The organism is Daejeonella sp. JGW-45, from assembly GCF_029360805.1.
In the GTDB taxonomy this organism is placed as follows: domain Bacteria; phylum Bacteroidota; class Bacteroidia; order Sphingobacteriales; family Sphingobacteriaceae; genus Daejeonella.
In genome coordinates this window covers 768,559-789,701 of the sequence record NZ_JARKNC010000008.1, presented here as the reverse complement: position 1 = coordinate 789,701, position 21,143 = coordinate 768,559, and the positions used below count along the sequence as shown (strand labels likewise).

At 45.1% G+C, this 21,143-nt stretch carries 21 protein-coding genes; 16 read left to right on the top strand and 5 right to left on the bottom strand.

Translation table 11 applies throughout. From position 1 onward, the window contains the following. Positions 1–2: 2 nt before the first annotated feature. A complete protein-coding gene (gdhA, locus tag P2W76_RS13100; protein ID WP_346429832.1) occupies positions 3–1,343 on the bottom strand; it encodes an NADP-specific glutamate dehydrogenase in 1,341 nt (446 codons plus the stop codon). Positions 1,344–1,610: 267 nt separating this feature from the next. On the opposite strand from gdhA, the gene ispG reads away from it, so the two are divergent. Then, the gene (gene ispG / locus P2W76_RS13095; protein ID WP_276348277.1) at positions 1,611–3,626 is read left to right on the top strand and encodes a (E)-4-hydroxy-3-methylbut-2-enyl-diphosphate synthase; all 2,016 of its coding nucleotides are present in this window, start codon (positions 1,611–1,613) and stop codon (positions 3,624–3,626) included. 30 nt (positions 3,627–3,656) lie between these two features. On the opposite strand, the gene P2W76_RS13090 is transcribed toward ispG, so the two are convergent. Next, positions 3,657–4,499, bottom strand: coding sequence for an alpha/beta hydrolase (locus P2W76_RS13090; protein ID WP_276348276.1), 843 nt, complete (start codon positions 4,497–4,499; stop codon positions 3,657–3,659). A gap of 117 nt (positions 4,500–4,616) precedes the next feature. Between P2W76_RS13090 and lspA the strand changes: the two genes are divergently transcribed. The 11 genes from lspA (at position 4,617) to P2W76_RS13035 (ending at position 15,972) form a co-directional block, all read left to right on the top strand. Then, positions 4,617–5,117, top strand: coding sequence for a signal peptidase II (gene lspA / locus P2W76_RS13085; protein ID WP_276348275.1), 501 nt, complete (start codon positions 4,617–4,619; stop codon positions 5,115–5,117). 219 nt (positions 5,118–5,336) lie between these two features. Next, entirely contained in the window at positions 5,337–6,563 is a 1,227-nt protein-coding gene (gene hemA, locus P2W76_RS13080) for a glutamyl-tRNA reductase (RefSeq protein ID WP_276348380.1), read from the top strand. A 68-nt stretch (positions 6,564–6,631) separates the two neighbouring features. Beyond that, entirely contained in the window at positions 6,632–8,263 is a 1,632-nt protein-coding gene (hemC, locus tag P2W76_RS13075; RefSeq protein WP_276348274.1) for a hydroxymethylbilane synthase, read from the top strand. A gap of 3 nt (positions 8,264–8,266) precedes the next feature. Further along, positions 8,267–9,235, top strand: a complete 969-nt coding sequence (hemB, locus tag P2W76_RS13070) for a porphobilinogen synthase (protein WP_276348273.1) — start codon at positions 8,267–8,269, stop codon at positions 9,233–9,235. 178 nt (positions 9,236–9,413) lie between these two features. Then, positions 9,414–10,796, top strand: a complete 1,383-nt coding sequence (gene hemL, locus P2W76_RS13065) for a glutamate-1-semialdehyde 2,1-aminomutase (RefSeq protein ID WP_276348272.1) — start codon at positions 9,414–9,416, stop codon at positions 10,794–10,796. A 1-nt stretch (position 10,797) separates the two neighbouring features. Beyond that, positions 10,798–11,673, top strand: a complete 876-nt coding sequence (locus P2W76_RS13060) for a HAMP domain-containing sensor histidine kinase (RefSeq protein WP_276348271.1) — start codon at positions 10,798–10,800, stop codon at positions 11,671–11,673. After that, positions 11,663–12,367 carry a response regulator transcription factor gene (locus tag P2W76_RS13055; RefSeq protein ID WP_276348270.1) on the top strand — a complete coding sequence of 235 codons (705 nt, stop codon included), beginning with the start codon at positions 11,663–11,665 and terminating at the stop codon, positions 12,365–12,367. Before P2W76_RS13060 ends, P2W76_RS13055 begins: the two co-directional genes overlap by 11 nt. Before the next feature lie 2 nt (positions 12,368–12,369). Next, positions 12,370–12,885: a tetratricopeptide repeat protein gene (locus P2W76_RS13050; RefSeq protein WP_276348269.1), complete on the top strand. Its 516-nt coding sequence runs from the start codon at positions 12,370–12,372 to the stop codon at positions 12,883–12,885. Positions 12,886–12,899: 14 nt separating this feature from the next. Next, on the top strand, positions 12,900–13,925 hold the full coding sequence (hemE, locus tag P2W76_RS13045; RefSeq protein WP_276348379.1) for a uroporphyrinogen decarboxylase: 1,026 nt from the start codon (positions 12,900–12,902) through the stop codon (positions 13,923–13,925). Between the two features lie 211 nt (positions 13,926–14,136). After that, complete coding sequence (hemJ, locus tag P2W76_RS13040) at positions 14,137–14,673, top strand: protoporphyrinogen oxidase HemJ (protein ID WP_276348268.1); 537 nt, start codon at positions 14,137–14,139, stop codon at positions 14,671–14,673. Positions 14,674–14,841: 168 nt separating this feature from the next. Continuing rightward, positions 14,842–15,972 (top strand): hypothetical protein, encoded by a 1,131-nt coding sequence (locus P2W76_RS13035; protein ID WP_276348267.1) that lies wholly within the window; start codon positions 14,842–14,844, stop codon positions 15,970–15,972. On the opposite strand, the gene P2W76_RS13030 is transcribed toward P2W76_RS13035, so the two are convergent. Genes P2W76_RS13030 through P2W76_RS13020 form a run of 3 tightly spaced genes read right to left on the bottom strand, consistent with a single transcriptional unit; the run spans position 15,962 to position 17,550 of the window. Further along, positions 15,962–16,324 carry a DUF1304 domain-containing protein gene (locus P2W76_RS13030; protein WP_276348266.1) on the bottom strand — a complete coding sequence of 121 codons (363 nt, stop codon included), beginning with the start codon at positions 16,322–16,324 and terminating at the stop codon, positions 15,962–15,964. The two genes, P2W76_RS13035 and P2W76_RS13030, sit on opposite strands and share 11 nt — an antisense overlap. A 37-nt stretch (positions 16,325–16,361) precedes the next feature. Next, a complete protein-coding gene (locus P2W76_RS13025; protein ID WP_276348265.1) occupies positions 16,362–16,658 on the bottom strand; it encodes a chaperone modulator CbpM in 297 nt (98 codons plus the stop codon). Positions 16,659–16,662: 4 nt separating this feature from the next. Next, positions 16,663–17,550, bottom strand: coding sequence for a J domain-containing protein (locus tag P2W76_RS13020; RefSeq protein WP_276348264.1), 888 nt, complete (start codon positions 17,548–17,550; stop codon positions 16,663–16,665). Between the two features lie 168 nt (positions 17,551–17,718). Here P2W76_RS13020 and P2W76_RS13015 point away from each other — a divergent pair, with 168 nt between their 5' ends. From P2W76_RS13015 to P2W76_RS13000, 4 genes are all read left to right on the top strand, one after another. Then, on the top strand, positions 17,719–18,288 hold the full coding sequence (locus P2W76_RS13015; protein WP_276348263.1) for an RNA polymerase sigma factor: 570 nt from the start codon (positions 17,719–17,721) through the stop codon (positions 18,286–18,288). Continuing rightward, entirely contained in the window at positions 18,269–19,036 is a 768-nt protein-coding gene (locus tag P2W76_RS13010; protein WP_276348262.1) for a hypothetical protein, read from the top strand. The genes P2W76_RS13015 and P2W76_RS13010 overlap by 20 nt, the downstream gene beginning before the upstream one ends. Positions 19,037–19,159: 123 nt before the next feature. After that, positions 19,160–19,972: an outer membrane beta-barrel protein gene (locus P2W76_RS13005; protein ID WP_276348261.1), complete on the top strand. Its 813-nt coding sequence runs from the start codon at positions 19,160–19,162 to the stop codon at positions 19,970–19,972. Positions 19,973–20,040: 68 nt separating this feature from the next. Continuing rightward, on the top strand, positions 20,041–21,036 hold the full coding sequence (locus tag P2W76_RS13000) for an ABC transporter ATP-binding protein (protein ID WP_276348260.1): 996 nt from the start codon (positions 20,041–20,043) through the stop codon (positions 21,034–21,036). Positions 21,037–21,143: the final 107 nt, after the last annotated feature.

Below are 21,143 nucleotides of genomic sequence, written 5' to 3'. Positions count from 1 at the left end.
TTTTACACTATTCCCTGCGCGATCATCGCATCAGCAACCTTGACGAAACCCGCAATGTTGGCACCGGCAGCATAGTTAATATATTCATCGTCAACCCGTCCATATTTTACACATGAATGGTGGATCTGCTGCATAATGGTTTCCAGGCGGGTATTTATCTTTTCACGACTCCAGGAGTAACGCAAAGAATTCTGCGACATTTCCAGTCCGGAAACTGCTACGCCACCCGCATTTGCGGCCTTGCCCGGTGCGAACAGGATCTGCGCTGCTTCGAAGACATGGATAGCCTCGGATGTGGACGGCATATTAGCCCCTTCGGCCACGCACATGCATCCATTTTTTACCAGCGTCGACGCATCATGAACGTCAATTTCATTCTGGGTGGCATTAGGAAAGGCGATGTCGCATTTAATGCCCCATGGTTTCTCTCCTTCAAAAAACTCGCATCCGAACTTATCGGCATACTCCCTGATCCGGCCGCGGCGTACGTTTTTAAGTTCCATGATCCAGGCCAGTTTTTCTTTGTCGATACCTGCCGGATCATAGATAAACCCATGCGAATCAGAAAGGGTAAGTACCTTGGCGCCGAGCTCTATACATTTTTCGGCTGTGTACTGGGATACGTTACCGGATCCCGATATGATTATATTCTTGCCCACGATCGAGTCGCTGCGCATCTTTAGCATTTCCTGTACAAAGTACACGACGCCATATCCAGTGGCCTCGGGACGGATCAGGCTGCCGCCCCACTCGTGGCCCTTGCCAGTCAATACGCCCGTGAATTCACCACTTATGCGCTTATATTGCCCAAACAGGTAACCGATCTCACGTGCTCCGACACCGATATCCCCCGCCGGGACATCAATATCAGCACCAACATGCCGGTATAGCTCGAGCATGAAGCTCTGGCAGAATTTCATCACCTCGGCATCAGATTTGCCTTTCGGATCGAAATCTGAACCTCCCTTACCACCACCCATCGGCAAACCAGTGAGGCTGTTTTTAAACATCTGCTCAAAAGCCAGGAACTTCAATATGCTTAAATTAACCGACGGGTGAAACCGCAGTCCTCCTTTGTATGGGCCGATGGCGCTATTCATTTGAACCCTGAAACCCCGGTTCACTTCAACCTCCCCCCGGTCATTTATCCAGGGTACCCTGAACATAATGACCCGTTCAGGCTCGGCCATCCGTTCAAGGATCTTGTGGGTCTTATATTTAGTATGCTTTTCAGTGTAAGGGATTATCGATTCTGCTACCTCAAAAACAGATTGTAAAAACTCCGGTTCGTGTGCATCGCGCGCTTCAACTTTCTTTATAAACTCTTCTACCATAATATCCATGGCCGAATATATATCATAAAGGGCTTTCAAGTGAAATGACGAAAGCCGGAAGGAACGGAAAGAGTGTTGTATGGGATAATTGTTACAAAAACGGGGAGTTTTGTATGAGGTGTGAGTACCCCTTTAACTCTGCGCCCTCAGCACTGAACTCCGCGGCCCTGCAACTTTCCACTTTCCACTTTCCACCCGATAGCTATCGGGTTTCCACTTCCCAACTCTTCACTTTCAACTATTTCTCCCTATTTTTGCAGAATTGCATTATAATTAATGAACAATCCAATTATAACATCTCTTCCCGGTATCTACTGTAACTCCCAGTCTACCTACTCCCGTTTCCTTACCCGCGAGGTGAAGATCGGGGAGATTGCCATGGGTGGTACTAATCCCATCCGTATCCAAAGTATGACCACTACGGATACGATGGATACGATTGGAACGGTTGAGCAGTCGATCAGGATGGTTGAGGCGGGTTGTGAATATGTTCGTATTACTGCGCCGAGTATCAAGGAGGCTAAGAACCTGGGTTTTATAAAGAAGGAGCTGGTGCGGCGCGGCTACAGCGTTCCACTTATCGCAGACATACATTTTACGCCCAATGCGGCAGAGGAAGCGGCACGGATCGTAGAAAAGGTGAGGATCAATCCGGGTAACTACGCCGACAAAAAGAAGTTTGAGAATTTTGAATATACACAGTCTGAATATCAGGCTGAGCTGGACAGGATCTACCAGAAGTTTACTCCCCTGGTTAAAGTTTGCAAGGAGTACGGTACTGCGATGCGCATCGGTACGAATCACGGTTCCTTGTCCGACAGGATCATGAGTCATTATGGCGATACGCCGCAGGGCATGGTTGAGTCGGCCATGGAGTTCATGCGTATGTGCGAGGATCTGAACTATTATAACCTGGTGATCTCCATGAAATCGAGTAACCCGCAGGTGATGGTCCAGGCCTATCGCTTACTTGTTGAAACCATGGTCAGGGAGGGTATGAACTATCCACTGCATCTGGGTGTAACTGAAGCCGGCGACGGCGAGGACGGCCGGATCAAATCTGCAGTTGGGATAGGGGCTTTGCTCGAAGACGGCCTTGGTGACACCATCCGGGTTTCTTTAACAGAAGAACCGGAGGCCGAAGCACCTGTGGCGTTAGCGTTGGCAGAGCGGTATAAGCTTCGACAATTGTCAGTTACCAATCCTGAGCCTGGCCCCTCCAGCCTGGCAACCCTACAACAGCCAACTGATAGTCGTCATTCCCACTCTCCGTATGAATACCAAAAGCGTATAACCACAGAACTCAACACATTCATCGGCGGCCACCAGGTACCCCGCGTGATTATAGACCTGTCTGATAAAAACCTGAAAGACCCGGCTATATTAAGCGATGTAGGTTATATATATTCTCCTGTATTGGATAAGTATAACATGGGGGAACAGTCGACAGATTTCGTATACCTGGCTGATGAGCTTCCTTCATTCAGTTTTCCGGGCAATCTGAAGCAGCTTTACAATTATGCCACCTGGAAGAAGCTGGCGGATAAAAGTAATTGCCACCCGCTGTTCACTTTGCCGGAATATGTGGAGGCCGGCGAGAAAGACCTTTCATTGAACCTGGTTTCGATCTCTAAGTCAGACATAGGTACAGAGCTTTTCGATAAAGTACCCCTGGATAATACCCTGGTTTTTGTGTTGACGACCGATGAAGTTTGCGGTTTGCAGGATCAGAGGGGAGCATTTTTTAGCTTCCTTGAGATGGGAATAGAGGTCCCGGTGATCATAAAAAGATCTTATGGCTTACTGACAGATGACTTGGTTTCCGAAGTTGATAAATTCCAGCTTTACGCGGCAACAGATATCGGCGGATTAATGCTCGATGGTTTTGGCGATGGTATCTGGCTGGATGCCCCGGGAATACCGGTGAAAACAATACTCACCACGTCTTTCGGGATATTACAAGCTACGCGCTCAAGGATATCTAAGACAGAGTATATCTCCTGCCCGAGCTGCGGCAGGACGCTCTTTGACCTGCAGATCACTACTCAGATGATACGCAGCCGCACAGATCATCTCAAGGGTTTGAAGATAGGCATTATGGGATGCATAGTGAACGGACCGGGAGAAATGGCAGATGCTGATTACGGCTACGTGGGTACCGGGCCAGGCAAGATTACGTTATACCGCGGCAAGGAAGTAGTCAAGAAAAATGTGAACACGGAAAATGCACTGGATGAACTGATTGGAATCATTAAGGAGGACGGAAATTGGGTGGAACAAGAGTTGATCTGAGACTCGTCCCCCGTTTAGTCGGGGAAGAACCTATACCGCCCCGCCACCATTGATAAACTCAATACTCTTTTCGCAAACCAATTGCAATTCCAGCGGCAGATCATCTTTGGTGTATGGATGTTCAGATCCGAATACATGATTAGCGTGGGTAACCACAAAAAGTTCCGCACCTTTTGAGCGTTTTTCCAGTTCTTTTGCCTGGTCAAGGTTTACGTTAATATCCTCATCGCCATGGATGATGAGCCAGGGTATATTTATTTTTTCAGCGGCAGCCAGGATATCGTAGGATCTCGCATGTCTTTCAAGGTCGTGCAGCAGGTCTATCTTTAGGGGTGTGTATTGCTTCGTGCGGGTGTTGAAGTTGTAGATCACACCCTTTTTACGCCATTCGTCTTCATCTTCAGGATTCCAGAGGCTGTTAAATCTTGCAATTGACGCCCAGGTGATCAGTTTGTCGATGCGTTGGTCGCGGGCTGCCTGGACTATGGCCGTTCCGCCGCCGCGGCTATGCCCGATAAGGCTAAGCGACACCGGCGCGGGAAATTGAGTACCGCTCTTCGCAAACGTGAGCACTTTGTCGAGATCTTCGAATTCCTTTGAAAATGTATTATCTCCAAAAGCACCCAGGTCTCCAAATTCCGTTGGATTTTCCGGGGTGGTGCCGTTATGCGAAAAGTTAAATTTCAGGTAGCGTAAACCATGAGCTGCGAAATACTCCGCTACCATATTATGGCTTCCCCAGTCCTTGAATCCTTTGAAACCATGCACAAAAACGACCATTGGCGCGCGTTCATTCCCTGTTTTGTAGGTGAGATCTAGCAGTATCGGTTTACCTTCTGCTCCTGTGATTGTAAAGGTTTGATTTATGATCATACTGTAATAACGTTTTTGTGTGTAATACGTTTTGAGTTGTAAGTTATAAGTTTTTGGTTGTAAGTTTGCTCAGGAGCCCGCAACTCATTGCCCGAAGCCCATAGTCATAGCTCCAATATGAAAATTAAACTCTTAATCCGGAATAGTCTTATCCTCGTCGCAATCCTCCTCAATATCGGCTGCGATCAGGTCACAAAAAATATAGCGAGGAATAAGATCGATTACTATGAAACGATCAGCGTTGTAGATAATTTTCTTACCCTGACTAAAGTTGAAAATAGGGGTGCGTTTCTTAGCCTGGGAAGCACTATGCCTGCTTTAGTTAAAATTTTGATTCTGAATATCTTACCCTTGTCGGTTTTGCTTTGGGGCTTATACCTGTTGATGAAAAAAAGCACTATGTCGACGCTTTTGATAACCGGGATTTGTTTCGTGATCGGGGGAGGTGCAGGCAACCTCTATGACCGCTTCCGTTTCGGATCCGTAACAGACTTCCTTCACCTGAATTTTGGCTTATTTCAAACCGGAATATTTAATATGGCAGATGTATCAATCATGACAGGAGCGGGGATGATTTTAATGGATATTTATCTTAAGAAGATTGTTCTGTCTTCTTAAAAACGGGGTACGTTATACGTGGTACGTTCTATGTTTGACTAAATGTGTGTTAAAGCTGGCGTCACCTAAAGCCCCTCATTAGTGCGTTGCCCGGAAGACGTATAGCGTACCCGCACCTATTTATAATCAGTCTAAACACCCGTGTTTACAAACAGGTGACACATGCAAAATGCCTTATTGATTACATTTGTGCCGGTTTTTTACTTAGGATACCTGGATTTGAAATTTTTAAAAGTTATTGCCTTTACTCACAAGCACATAGATCTCAAAGATCTTGGGAAATTTGTGATCTGTAACGAGACGCTGGAAAGCAGCCTTGAGAGGGTAAAGCAGCATTTTGATATTCCTGAGATATTTTACATCGGTACGTGTAACCGCGTTGAATTTGTTTTTACGGCTGAACAGAGCCTGACAAATGATTTTGTAAAAGATTTTATCCAGACGCTTAATCTTTGTATCCCACAAGAGCAGGTAGATAATTTTGTTAATCAGGTTTCGGTTTATGAGGACATTGAAGCTCTGAACCATCTTTTGCGAATTTCCTGTTCCCTGGAAAGCCTGGTAGTTGGTGAAAAGGAGATCCTCGCACAGATCCGTAAGGCTTACGAAACCTGCCGCGCAGCTGGATTCACAGGCGATTACCTTCGCCTGGTTATGAACCGCGTTGTAAAAACCGCCAAAGAAGTTTATACTCACACCGGGATTGCCCGCAAACCTATTTCAGTTGTTTCATTGGCTTACCGCAAACTTCGCGAGCTGAAAATGTGTACGAATGCGCGCGTTTTGATCATTGGTGCCGGTGAAACCAATAAAAACCTTTCCAAATACCTGCAGAAACATAAATACTCGAATTTTGCGATCTTCAACCGTACCCTTGCAAATGCTGAAGTTCTTGCCGAAGAACTTGGTGGGAAGGCCTTTAGCTTAGAAGAGCTTAAAAACTATAAAGAAGGTTTTGATGTGATCATCACCTGTACGAGCGCTACAGAGCCCATCATTACCAATGAGGTCTACCAGTCCCTGCTAAATGGAGATACCTCGAGAAAGGTCGTTGTAGATTTAGCAGTTCCCAATGACACCTGTTGTACGGTTCAGGAAAAAAACCTGCTGACCTTTATCGAGGTTCATAACCTGCAGGAAATAGCAAACAGCAACCTTCAGGAGCGTTACGAAGAGCTTATTTTCGCTGAACGTATCATTGATCAAAACATTGAGGAGTTTAAACCTGTTCTTAAGCAGCGGCGAGTCGAAATAGCTATGCGGGATGTTCCTGAAAAAATCAAGGAAATTAAAAACACTGCCCTTACCCGTGTCTTTGCTGACGATATAGAAAGCATGGATGAAAATTCGCGGGAGATATTGGCCAAGGTGATGGACTATATGGAGAAGAAGTACATTAGCGTCCCCATGGTAATGGCAAAGGATATCCTGATAAATAATAGCTGATACCGGATTGATCCAAATCATTTTGGTTAATTTTACCCTTCGAACAAAGCCGAACAACAATAATAGCCATGTCTGATATTTTGCCCGGAAAAACCGGAAATTCTAACATCATAATAGGAACACGAGGTAGCGAGCTTGCATTATGGCAAGCTAATTTTGTGAAAGACGAACTAGCAAAAATAGGCCTGGGATCTGAATTGAAGATTATCAAGACCCAGGGCGACAAATTATTAAATCTGAGCTTTGATAAACTGGAAGGTAAAGGTTTTTTCACAAAGGAACTCGAGGATGAATTACTGAGTGGAACAATAGACCTGGCAGTTCATTCACATAAGGACCTTCCGACGGTTAATCCCACAGGATTGACAATTGCAGCTGTCTCTCATCGTGAAGACCCCGCTGAATTATTGGTAATCCTGAAAGATTGCGTTGATATTCAGCATAAATTATCTGTGAAGTTTGGAGGTATGGTTGGTACATCCTCCAACAGGAGAAGATCCCAGTTACTGGCTTTACGCCCTGACCTGGAGGTTGAGGAGCTTAGGGGGAATGTGCTTACAAGGATACAGAAGTTGAGGGATGAGGATTATGATGCAATTATGCTCGCCAAAGCTGGTGTCCAGCGGCTGGGAGTAGATCTCAGTGAATTTTACGTAGAGGAGCTGGAACCAATGGAGTTTATTCCGGCACCCGCACAGGGGGTGCTTGCAATCCAGATCCGCGAAAATGATAAAGAGCTTTTTGACAAACTTCAGCCTTTGAATCAAAAGGATGTTGCCGAAGAAATAGCTGTCGAGCGCAAGGTGCTTAACCTGTTCGATGGCGGTTGCCACATGCCCCTGGGCTGTTATTGCCGGAAGGATGGAAACATGTTCCAGGTTTGGACTGCAAAAGCCAATGAGGGCGATGAGTTCCCCGACCGCTTATTCCTGCAATCCAGGACTACAGCAGGCCTTGCTGAGAAAATTGTTTCGAAGTTCGACCATGAGCGCCTATTCCCGAAGCATGTATTTATAACAAGGGAGCTTTCTGAGGGCAGTTATCTTAGGAATGCCCTGGAGAAACACGACATTAAGATAGAAGGACGTTCCCTGATAAGGACTTATCCGTCAATAAATATACTGGATTCTTATATTTTGCGAAATATAGACTGGGTATTTTTCAGCAGTAAGAATGCGATCGAATATTTCTTCAGACTGAATCCCCAGCTTCCTAAAAAGGCGAAATTTGGAGTGTTGGGGAGAGGCTCGGAAGACGCTCTGCGTTACCTGGGGAAAAAGGCCGATTTCAACGGCGAGGAAGAGGGAATTGATACCAAAGATATAGCTAAGGAATTTGCCAAAATAGCAAATGGCTCGAATGTGTTGTTTCCAAGCGCCAAAGGTTCATTGAGAACCATTCAGAAAGCATTGTCGGCAGACACCAAAATCGTTGAACTCACTGTGTATGAAACAGTACCGGAAGAGGATGTTGCGCAGTCGTTCGCCGATGTGCTGATCTTTACCAGTCCGTCGAATGTGGAGTCATACTTCGTAAATAACCTGCTTGAGCCTGACCAGCAGGTTATCTGTATAGGGAAATCTACCGGCAAGAAGTTCGATGAGATGGGTGTTAAATATACCCTGCCTTATTCACCTGATGAAATAGGCCTGTCGGAGGCTGTTTTTGCTTTAGATTATAAGCCGAGAAGAAGCAATTAAGACATGTTAATACGTCCAAGAAGATTACGAAAATCGCCTATAGTGCGTGAGATGGTTGCCGAAACGAGGCTTTCAAAGGATATGTTCATTTATCCCTATTTTGTAATTCCCGGGAAGGATACGGTAAATGGGATAGATGCGATGCCTGGGATCAGCCATTTTACGTCAGATGCCCTGGTAAAGGATGTAGAGAAATCCCTGAAGCTTGGGATCAACAAAGTGTTGCTTTTCGGGGTGGGCGAACAGAAAACGGAAGATGCGAGTTCAGCATACGACCGGAATTCGGTGGTAGCAAATGCAGTGAGAGAGCTTAAATCAGCTTTCGGAAATGACCTGTTCATCGTAACAGATGTTTGTACCTGTGCATATACCACGCACGGACATTGTGGCATTATTCATGACGACTATGTTCAGAATGATAAAACCGTGGATGTGCTGGCAAAAATGGCTCTGACACATGCGCAGGCTGGGGCCGATATGGTGGCACCTTCAGATATGATGGACGGCCGCATCCTGGGCATCCGTAACATGCTGGATCAGAATGACCTGGAAAATACATCCATCATGAGCTATAGCGTTAAATTTGCTTCGGCCTATTATGGGCCTTTCCGCGAAGCTGCAGATTCGGCTCCTGGTAAGGGCGACAGGAAGGCTTATCAGATGGATTTCAGGAATGCAAATGAAACGATGCGCGAGGCGCTCCTGGATGAAGAAGAAGGCGCCGATATCCTGATGGTTAAACCTGCGCTCGCATATTTGGATATAATTCACCGTCTGAAAGAAAATACAGACCTTCCTGTAGCATGTTATAATGTATCAGGAGAGTACTCTATGGTTAAAGCTGCCGCGCAGAAAGGATGGATCGATGAACAAAAGGTGATCATGGAAAATATGTATGCCTTTAGCAGGGCTGGTGCGAATATTATTATCACGTATCATGCGAGGGAGATATTGGAGAAGGGGTGGATGTGACCGTGAGCCGGGAGCCAAGAGCCGGGAGTCAGGAACCAAGAGGAGCAAAGAATAAAGAATAAAGAGCAAAGAACAAAGACTTCCACAAAACGGGTGGGGAAGCAAATTAGAATAAATAGAATATCGTAGGTTTAGACGATATGCAACGTATAACCTACAACTTATAACGTACAACTCAATGTTAGGGTCATTAAAAAAAATATTTTCGGGATCAGAAGAAGAAGTGCCGGTAAACTATACGGGGAAGGCAGATATTTCGAGAGAGAAATCGGCTGAACTGTATGAGAAGTCTAAAGGTTATTTCCCGGGCGGGGTCAATTCCCCGGTACGGGCATTTAAATCGGTACATGGAACACCGCTCTTTATTCAAAAAGGCGATGGTTGTTTTGTTTGGGATGCGGATGGAAATATGTTTATTGACTTCTGCGCCTCATGGGGTCCGCTGATATTGGGACATAACCACGCCGGCGTACGTGAGAAGGTGGTTGAAGTGATGCAGAATGGAATGAGTTTCGGTGCCCCGACAGCTCTTGAGAACCAACTGGCGGAGCTCATCCTAAAGAATAATAAATATATCCAGAAGCTCAGGTTTACCAGTTCAGGAACTGAAGCAGTTATGTCGGCTATCAGGCTGGCGAGAGGTTATACCAGGCGCGATAAGATCATCAAGTTTGAGGGCTGTTACCACGGGCATTCTGATTCACTCCTGGTTAAGGCCGGGTCCGGATTGGTGACCTTCGGCGAAACATCGTCTGCAGGTATTCCAAAAGCTTTTGCGGATGAAACGATCGTTGTTCCTTTAAATAACCAGGAGGCCGTAAAGGCGGCTTTTGAGCAATTCGGCGAACAAATTGCTGCGGTTATTATTGAGCCTGTTCCGGCTAATAATGGCCTGCTTCTTCAAACCAAGGAATTCCTGGAATTTCTGCGGTCGATATGCTCAAAAAATAAATCCCTGCTAATCTTCGATGAGGTTATTTCAGGTTTCAGGGTAGGCTTCGAAGGCGCGGCCGCTTTTTACGAGGTTAAACCGGACATTATTACTTACGGCAAAATTATAGGCGGTGGCCTGCCGGTGGGAATGTACGGATCGAGCGCTGAGATCATGGAAATGATTTCTCCGGATGGTCCTGTTTACCAGGCGGGTACTCTTTCCGGTAATCCGGTTGCTATGGCTGCCGGCATTGCGCAGCTGACTGAACTATCAAAATCAAGCTTCTATAAGGACCTGAATAATAAAACACTTGAGTTTACTGAATCGATCCAGCGTTTTGCCACGGCAAGAAACTATAAGTTTAAAGTGTTCTCGATCGCTTCCATATTCTGGTTTGCATTTACTGAAAGGGAAACAATAAGCTCGGCCGACGAGATCGATGCGGCTAGTATGGATAAATTTAAACTCTTTCACCGTGAGTTGCTTAACAGGGGAGTTTATCTTGGTCCATCGGGTTATGAAGTAGGGTTCGTTTCATCGGCCCATTCAAAAATTGAGCTTGAAAAAGCCAAACGGGCAATCTTTGAGAGCCTCGATTTTGTTTTCAGGGGAGCAAGAACCGATTGATATGAGAAGACCGCTCTTGATATTCTACTGTCTGGTAATTTACATGACACTCCAGTTAATCTGGTGGGGGGCATTGTTACTGGAAGCCAAACCGAATAGTAAGGGCATGGTGGTGGGAGAGGCGGCAGTTTTTCTTTTTATCGTCCTGGTGGGAGCGTATTATATGCATAAAGCGCTGACTAAAGAGCGGAAGCTGCATCAGCAGCAAAAGAACTTCCTTTTATCCGTTACGCATGAGCTGAAATCTCCCCTGGCGTCTATTAAGCTTTACCTGCAGACGATATTAAAACGGGACCTCGAGCGCGACAAACAGAAATCTTTCATCACCAATTCGCTGAAGGATATTGAACGCCTTGACGACCTGGTAGAAAATATGCTTATTGCAAGCCAGATTGAAAGCAACTCATATTCATTCCCGAAAGAGCAATTTAACTTTTCGGAACTGGTTTCAACGGTGGCAGACCGGCTCCAGGTACACACCTGTAGCTCGCAGATCATCATGCCCAAGATCGAAGAGGGGATCATTATTAAAGGCGACAAGTTTGCGCTAACCTCAATGGTTACGAATCTTATTGAAAATGCGGTTAAATATTCGCCGCCCTGCGCTGAAGTACATGTAAAGCTTTACAGGAATAACAGTAATATTCACTTTATTACTTCTGATTCAGGAATTGGAATAAACGATCAGGAAAAAACACGTATTTTCGATAAGTTTTACCGAGTGGGCAGCGAGGATACGCGGAAAACAAAGGGGACAGGTCTAGGTTTATTTATTGTAAAGCAAGTGCTTGATAAGCACCATGCAACTATAAAAGTTAAAAATAATCACCCTTCGGGAACGGTTTTCGAAGTCATATTTAATGCCAATGCTAACTAAACAAAGAATTCTGCTGGTAGAAGACGAAGATCATCTTCTCGAGGCGATCAAACTGAACCTCGAACTTGAAGGCTACAAAGTGTCTACGGCGACCGACGGTAAAAAAGCCCTTAAGGTCTTTAAAGAGGAGCGTTTTAACCTGGTTATCCTGGATGTAATGTTGCCGGAGATCGACGGTTTCCAGGTTGCCGAAACGATACGTCTTGAAAACTCTGAAGTGCCTATTATGTTCCTGACGGCCAAGAACACCAGTGAAGACCGGGTAACGGGTTTGAAGAAGGGCGCTGATGATTACCTGGTGAAGCCATTTAACCTGGAGGAACTGATTCTCAGGGTTGGTATCCTGGTAAGGCGGAGCATGAAAGGGGATGATCTTAAGGAGCTGAATTCGTATAAGATCGGCGACAAGACGATCTATTTTAATTCTTTTGAGTTGAAGGATGACGATGGAACGGTTACGCCTCTGACCAAAAAAGAAACCATGCTGTTGAAGCTGTTGATAGAACGCCGTAACGAGGCCGTATCACGTGAGCAGATCCTTGAAACGGTATGGAATTATGATGTGTACCCGTCAACGCGTACCATTGATAATTTCATCCTTACGTTCAGAAAGTATTTTGAGCCGGACCAGAAAAATCCAACATATTTTCACTCTATCCGTGGCGTTGGATATAAATTTACAGATACCCATTAGAAATGTTTACGAGAAAGGCCCGCTTATGGGTTATTGGAGTTGCGGTTTTTTTGCTGGGTTGGACGATCAGTCAGCAGGTTTATGAGATCACAGCCGTTATTGCTATTGGTATTGCACTCCTGATATGGGGCTATTTTCGTGAAGGCACTGTTGTTATGGCTGCCCGTGAGTTTCACGCAAAAAACTACGATGGCGCCGAGGAACTGTTGAAGGAGATCGAAGACCCCGACAGGCTGGGTAAGCATCGCCGTGGTTTTTACGAGTTTATTTATGGAAATGTTGAGCTGCACCGTCATAACTACGAGGAGGCGGAGAAGCATTTTCAGATAGCCAGTAAGTTCCCCCTGAGAAACCAGAATGATAAAGCGATCGTACTCGTTCACCTGGCAAACTTAAACTTGCGTAAGAAGGATCATGAACGTGCAGCGGCGTATGTAGAGCGCGCGAAATCTTACAAGATCACCTCCAGGGTAAAGAGTATTATAGAAAAAATTGAATCAGAAATTAACAAAGCATAGTGGGTCAGAATAATATACAGGACAGTCTTTTTTTACGTGCGGCATTTTCGAAAAGTACAGAACGCCCACCGGTTTGGATGATGAGGCAAGCGGGCCGTTTTATGCCGGAGTACTGGGAAATAAAAAATAAATACTCCTTCCTGGAGATGTGTAAAACGCCCGAAATAGCGGCTGATGTGACCATGCTGCCTGTAGATCTTCTGGGAATAGATGCAGCGATCCTGTTCTCGGACATCCTGGTAACCGGTGAAGCAATGGGCGGCGAATTAAGTTTTACCCAGGGTGTCGGACCTAGGTTTGCTAACCCTGTCCGGAACCAGGCTGATATTGATGCTCTGCTGACGGATGTCGACGACAGGCTGCAATACGTGGCTGATGCTATTAAAGTGATCCAGCAAAGGCTTAACGGCAGTATTCCACTGATCGGTTTTGCGGGAGCCCCTTTTACAGTGATGAGCTATCTGGTCGAGGGAGGGTCGTCAAAGGATTTCAAGTTAACCAAACTGCTGATCCATAACCATCCTGAACTGGCACATCAACTCTTAGCCAAGATCGCCAAAGTCACTATAGACTACCTGAACCTCCAGATAGCAGCGGGTGTAAATGCGTTGCAGTTATTTGACAGCTGGGCACTTGCGCTGTCGTGGGATGATTATATCGAGTTTTCACATAATTATAATAAAGAGATCATCTCGAAGCTGAACCGTAAGGACATTCCTGTAATATCTTTTTGCAAAGGAAGTTCCGTATTTGCGCCGCTAATGGCAGAAGCAAAGCCGGATGTGGTATCAGTTGACTGGAATGCCGACCTGCTTAATATCAAAAAGATGCTGCCTGCGGGTATGGCCATCCAGGGCAACCTGGACCCCCATATTCTCTATGCCGATAAGAAGGTAATTAAAGAACGGATCCATCGCCTGTTTGAACGGATGCGCGGAGAAGATGGCTTCATTTTTAACCTGGGTCATGGCATTATGCCAGATATTCCGTTTGATAATGTGAAATATGCGGTGGAGGTTGTTAAGAGTTATGGGATATGAGCTTTGGGCTATCAGCTATCAGCTATCAGCAATGAGCAAGGAGCTCCTTGCAAAGCCCATAATAGGTGATGCATAATGATTTATTACCGGGAATATAGCTCACAGCCCATAGCTCCCCGCTATAAATGATGCATAATGATTTTTAATAGGTTAGTAATTATAATTGTTACCGGGGAATAAGCTCACAGCCATATCCCGTAGCTCACAGCCAATGACTTACCTCTACTTAAAAGCTCTCCACATAATCTTCGTCGTCAGCTGGATGGCGGGCCTTTTCTATATTGTCCGGCTTTTTGTATATCATGTGGAAGCCAATGACCGCCCGGAGCAGGAAAAGGTAATTCTTCAGCGGCAGTTCGGGATAATGCAGCATAAGCTGTGGTATATTATCACGACGCCGGCAATGGTTCTTGCTGTTTTAGCAGGTGCGGGGATGGTATATATTAATCCCGGCCTTCTTTCGATGCCATGGATGCATGTTAAGCTTACCTTTGTATTTGGACTGCTTATCTATCATTTTATTTGTCAGAATATTATTAAACAACTCAAACAGGGCATCTTCAAATGGACTTCAACTCAGCTTCGGATCTGGAATGAGCTGGCGACTATTTTTTTGGTAGCCATTGTCTTTACTGTGATCCTGAAAAGCGCGATCGACTGGATCTATGGGCTGGTGGGATTAGTGCTGTTTAGTGTGATTATTATGTCGGCAGTGAAGATCTATAAGTATTACAGGATGAGGGGGTAGGTTGTCCAATTAACGACTCCATTGTCCCTTTACGCGACGCCGTTGCAGCACACCCTTGTATCTTAACGATAATCGCAATACTTTTTACACCTCTATTGACAGAGAAACCTATCTTTGCCCTTGCGTTTTTTTAGAGCAATCAGTTGGACGACGTTTGGAACTAGCCTAATGAAGAAGATCTGTTTTCTGGTACTTTTAATTTGTTCACTAGCCCCCTTACGGGCTCAAATAGTAAACGATAGCCTCGAGTACCGTATTCGTCCTGACAGCCTGAAAACCGGTGAGCTTTACCTCAGTGTTCATAATTTTAACTATATGCGTAATTATGAGTATTTTAACAAGATCCAGGATGGTTATACCTTATTCGGAGCACAATTGGAGCCTCAACTTCTCTATTATGCGCACCCGCGCCTTACTATTTCAGCCGGTGTACATTTGAGGAAGGATTTTGGCGGTCGCGGCATTTACAGGACATTTCCCTTATTTTCAGTTAAATATCAGAAGCATAATACAACGCTTATAAACGGGGTTCTTGAAGGAAGTATTCATCACCGGATGATCGAGCCTCTTTATGATTTTGAAAAGAAGATAACTGAGCCGGTCGAGTACGGTACCCAGTTCATTATTGATAACAAGTCTTTCTTTTTTGACGCGTTCATAAACTGGAAGAGGATGATCTATAAACCGTCTCTCGACCAGGAACAGATCCTGGGCGGCGCATCGGCGGAAATATCGCTTATTAAAGGTGCTAAATTAAACCTATCGGTACCGCTGCAGTTAACCGCGTTTCATCAGGGCGGACAAATTGACGTAACCACTGTGCCGCTGCAGACACTGGTTAATACCGCTATTGGATTTAAGCTGAAGCTGCCCCTGAATGGCTTTATTAATGCTTTCAGATCTGAGAATTACTTCACAAGCTTCACTGACTTTTCCTTCACATCGGTTCAGGCTTTCGATTCGGGAAAGGGCTGGTTTTTGAATAGCGGAGTTGACACAAAATTGGGATCTCTGATCGGTACTTACTGGAATGCTGATGGATACATATCGTCAAGCGGGATGCCGATATACCAGTCGGTTTCACAGCACATAAACTATCCGGGTCTGACAATCAGGAACCGGCAGCTTTTGATGTTCCGGTATTCATATCAAAAGAGACTGATCCCCAACCTCTACCTGGATTTCAGGTTCGAGCCAATGATTGATCTGAACAGGCCGGGCAAGAAGAAAATTGAATTCTCTAATTCATCTTTTCTTATGTATAAGCAGGAGTTCAGGCTCCGCAAGATTAAAAAATAAGAAGAGCAGCGAGTGCAAGTGCTGCGGGTAATGCCTGCACCAACAGAATAGATCTTTGAACCGTTGCCGCGCCATACAGGCCGGCGACGATCACGCAGCCAAGGAAAAATATTGCGACGTTTTCAGACCATACTTTATCAGTAATTATAAGGGACCAGGTCAGGCCTGCTGATAGGAAGCCATTATATAGTCCCTGGTTTGCTGCAAGAGATTTTGTCTTTTCAAACATGTCTGCCGACATCGACTTGAAAGTCCGGCGGCCTGCTGTTGTCCATGCGAACATTTCAAGCCAAAGGATGTAGAGGTGTTCGATAGCTACGAAGGCAACCAGTATCTTGGCGATAAGATTCATAGTCACAGGATTTGTATGAATATAAGGAAATTCCCGATCATTCGTCCTCGTAAAGCCGAAGCTTGTTTTTAAGACTGATTATCTCAGCCTGGAGGTCGCGCATTCTCTCAAGCAAATGATCGATGGCATCAATGCCTTCCACATTGATGTCGAGATCCCGGTGAAGGCGGAGCATACGTTCGAGTTTTTCCAGCTGCGATTCAGCGATAAACTCTGTTTTATCAACCATCACGGTCTGCAGTAAACCAAAATCGCAAAGGTTGCGGATGAATGAGAATTCTATATTATGATGAACACAGAATTCGTCTGTTGATATCAGGTTCTTTCTTGTCATAATTTCACTTATCTGTTTCAAAAACTTGCCTGAATAAACCTTTCTGTTTATCAGTCAGTCCGGTTGGTATTTTCACGGAATAGGTTATGTACAAGTCGCCAAATTGTGCTTCTTTTTTATAAATGGGGAAACCCTTTCCTTTGAGTTTCACTCTGGTACCATTCTGAGTTTCCGGATTTACTTTAAGTTTTACTTTCCCGTTAAGCGTGTCGACAGTTATTTCATTTCCTAATACTGCGGTTTGCAGATCGATCTCCACGGTTTTAAACAGATCGTTGCCCACGCGTTTAAATTCGGGATCGTTAGCAATGGCAAACTTGATGTAGAGGTCGCCGGCAGGCCCCCCGTTCATCCCAGCCCCACCATGCCCTTTTATTTTTATAGTTTGGCCATTTTCAATACCTGCCGGGATGGTTAGGCGAATATTTTTCCCATTGACGGTTAGAGTTTGCTTTTGGGAAGTGTAGACATCCCTCAGGCTGAGCCTTAGCTCGGCATTAAAATCCTGCCCTTTAAAATTAGCCTGTCTTTGTTTACCTCTTCCGAACATAGAACTGAAAAAATCTGAATAATCTTCCCCGCCAAAACCGCCGCCAAAATCTTGTTGTCCCCAGGATTGCTGCTGCTGTCGCCGCTGCGACTGTTGTCCTTCCTGAAACTGGTCGGCATGTTTCCAGTCCTTACCATACTGGTCGTATTTTTTTCTTTTCTCAGGATCGCTCAGAACTTCATTTGCCTCATTGATCTCCTGAAATTTCTTTTGTGCGTCCTTATTATCGGGATTCACATCAGGATGATATTTTCGGGCCATTTTCCGGTAGGCTGCTTTGATATCTTTATCGGTGGCAGATTTAGTTATTCCAAGCACCTGGTAGTAATCTACAAAAGCCATGTGTAATAGTGATCAAAAAGGGTTATTATAAATTTATATATAAGTTTTGGGAGAGGGTTAATGTTTTAGAAATTATTGGGTGCAGGGCTTGTTATGGGATTTCTCCCAACTTTTTTTCTCCCGCAATGCAACTAAATCCTACCTCCGAACATCTTACCTTTAAAGCATATGAATTTGGACCATAGATTTACTATTGATAGTTTATTGGAAGGGTGTAAGAAAGGCGATAGGAAAGCCCAGGAACACCTGTACAAGATGCTTGCTCCAAAAATGATGGGAGTTTGTATGCGCTATGCTAAAGACACTTATGAAGCCGAAGATATTTTGCAGTTGGGTTTTATTAAGGTATTCCAGAAGGTAGCGGAGTTCCGTGGCGAGGGTTCTTTCGAGGGTTGGATAAGGCGGATTATGGTTAATTCAGCTATCGAGAGTTACCGTAAAAACCTTCGTACTCTCAATATTATAGATATCGACGAAGTTCATGACCAGCCGCAAAGTACCTTTGATATGAGCGGACTTGAATTAAAGGACCTGATGAAGCTTGTTCAGCAGCTGTCTAATGGCTACAGGCTGGTGTTTAATATGTATGTGATAGAGGGATTTTCTCACAAGGAAATTGCGAAGGAACTAGGGATCAGTGAAGGTGCTTCCAAATCGCAGTTATCACGTGCCAGGTCAATCTTAAAGGAAAAAATATTAAAAATGGAGGGCTTGAATTATGCATCCAATATCGGATAAGGAACTGGACAAACTATTTCAGAGGCATTTTGAAGAAGCTGATTTTCAGCCTTCAGAAAGCGTTTGGGGAAAGATCGCTGCAAAAATGGACCGGAAGGAGAAAGCCAAAAGGCCGCTTCCGTTGTTCTGGATGGCGGCGGCAAGTATTCTGGTTGTTGTTGGCGCCGGATTGTGGTTCGGCAAGCCGGAGGAAGTGATAAAGCTTCAGGGAATGCCGAAGCAGTTAACGCAGGAAGCAGGGGGAAATAGCGTAGATGTGGTGGCGCCCGAAGCTCCACTGATTGAACCGGAGCAGACAATAATCAAAGGATTTGATTTTTCAAAATTAGCAACCTCACAGCAGGATAAATCAGCTGCTCCTGAAGAGGTAACGCTACCGGAGAAGGTAATGGAAGAGGCCCCGAAGCAGGAACTTACGGCCCTGAATAATTCCCGAAAAAGTACAGCAGACGCGCCTCAATCTGACAAGAATGTTAGGGTGCCGAGATATACCGGAGACCAGTCGCAGCTTGACGTTACGCAGCCGGATATGATAGCAAGCACTGAGGTTTCGGAGAATGATCTCGTACCAGAACATACAGCGGCACCAGCGAAGCGGGTTAGAGGGATAGGCGGGATTATAAATTTAGTGATCTCTAAAGTTGACCCCCGGGAAGATAAGATCATTGAATTTAAGGACGGTAGCGAAGGGTCGGAAGTGTCAGGAATAAACCTTGGATTGATAAGGTTGAAGAGTAGGAATAGATAAAGAAGTGAGATACTGAAAGCGAGAAACGAAACTCGAGATAATACAAGAAACAAGAACTGCAACGCTGTCATTGCAAGCGCAGTGCGGCAAACGAATAAGGACAAAGACTATAAAATCAGAAAAATGAAAAGATTAGTAATTAGCGCTCTCATTATATTTTTAACAGCGCCGGGTTTTGCGCAGAACACCAAAAAGGACACGGTCCTTATTATCACAGCAGACACCCTGAAAAAGGATAATAAGAAAAATATTACCATTAGGATTGGAACAAGCGGGAAAGATACGCTCGCCAAAAAGGATATTAAACCATCGTCAGGGTTTTCATTCCAGTTTGTTGCTGCGCGCTTCGATATCGGGCTGAGCACTTACCAGGACAATGGCAGCTTCACCCTTTCGCCTGCCAATTCTTACCTGGAGCGGGAAACCTGGAAGAGCAGCAACTTCGGTTTCGAGTTTTTTCAGATGGGCTACCGTTTCAATAGTTACTTTAAGATCTATACAGGTGCCGGGCTCGACTGGAACCATATGCGGCTTAAGCAGAATATTACATTTCAGAAGGACCAGCCTACACTCACTTACGTAACTGAACCAATAGACTTTAAAAAGAACCGATTTTCGAGCCAGTATTTGAGGATACCGCTTTCTTTCCAGCTGCGTACCAAAGACGACAGGAAAGGTGATAAACTGAACTTTGTTTTCGGCCCTGAAATTGGTTTTTTGCTGAACGGCAAGGTAAAGCAGGTAAGCTCTGAGAATGGTAAGGATAAATTTAAAGATGATTATAACTTTAATCCGTTCAGATACGGCGCATTTGCCAGGATTGGGTATGGGGGCACAGGGGTTTACGTCAAGTATTATGGGAATGATGTCTTCGCAGAGGGACAGGGCCCTGCTGATTTCAAAAATCTGTCCTTTGGGTTGATGTTTGGATTCTAATTCAGGCAAGCAGTTAAAAAGCCCGCTACAGCTTAAGCCGTGGCGGGCTTTTTATTTATCTTTGGCCTATGTCTGAAACGATAATCACCTTGAAAGACGTCAGTAAGCTCTATTCACAGGAGTCCGACGCTGGCGTGAATGGAATCAATCTTACCATAGATAAGGGCAGCTTTGTTGCGATTGTGGGAGAGAGCGGCAGCGGGAAAAGCACACTCCTGAAACTGATCTATGGTAGCCTGGCCCCAAGCAGCGGCGATTTGATTTTTAAAGGTGAGCATATTCCCGGTCCCCATGAAAAGCTCATCCCTGGCCATGATGCAATGAAAATGCTCAGCCAGGATTTTGATCTGAATTTGTACGCTAAGGTTTACGAGAATATTGAGAGTATGCTCTCCAATGAAAATGTCCGGGAGAAAAAGCAGAGGTCTTCAGAGATGATGGAATTGCTGGGGATACAGAGTCTGGCGGATAAACGGATTGTAGAATTGAGCGGCGGGGAACAGCAACGGGTTGCACTTGCCAGGGCGGTTATAACCGAGCCGGATGTTTTATTGCTGGATGAACCTTTCAGTCAGCTGGATGCTCTGCTGAAAATCCAGTTGCGGGCCGATCTCAAACGGCTGAATACAGAATTGGGCATAACTGTGATCATGGTTTCGCACGATCCCGTTGACGGTCTTACCCTGGCCGATAAGATGTTTATACTAAAAGGGGGGCTTTTAATTGAATCAGGGCAACCTGCGGCTATTTATGAAAATCCTGCGCATACATATACTGCCCGCCTGCTCGGGAATGCATTTGTATTGCCTGCCGGCGAAGCAAAAGTAATGGGTATCAGATCAAAAGGTGAAAATGTAATGATTTACCCGGAGTGGGTCGAATTAAAAAGCAGTTGGAGCAGCAGAAGGTACGAGATCGAAGAAATTTTCTTCCGCGGATTTTATGAGGATTTGTTGCTCGTGCATAAAGGGATTAGGATTCATGCGATGAATACAAAGCCCGGCGCTTACAGGAAGGGGCAGGGAGTGCAGGTTAGTATTAAGAGGTATTTGGAGTTTGATTAGGCTATTTTGTCTGGACTAGGATTAGTTGGATGGTATGATGTGAGGATTAATTGTTGGAATCGTTGAGATAACGGTTATTGATTTAGATTTCCGGGTATAATCAATAT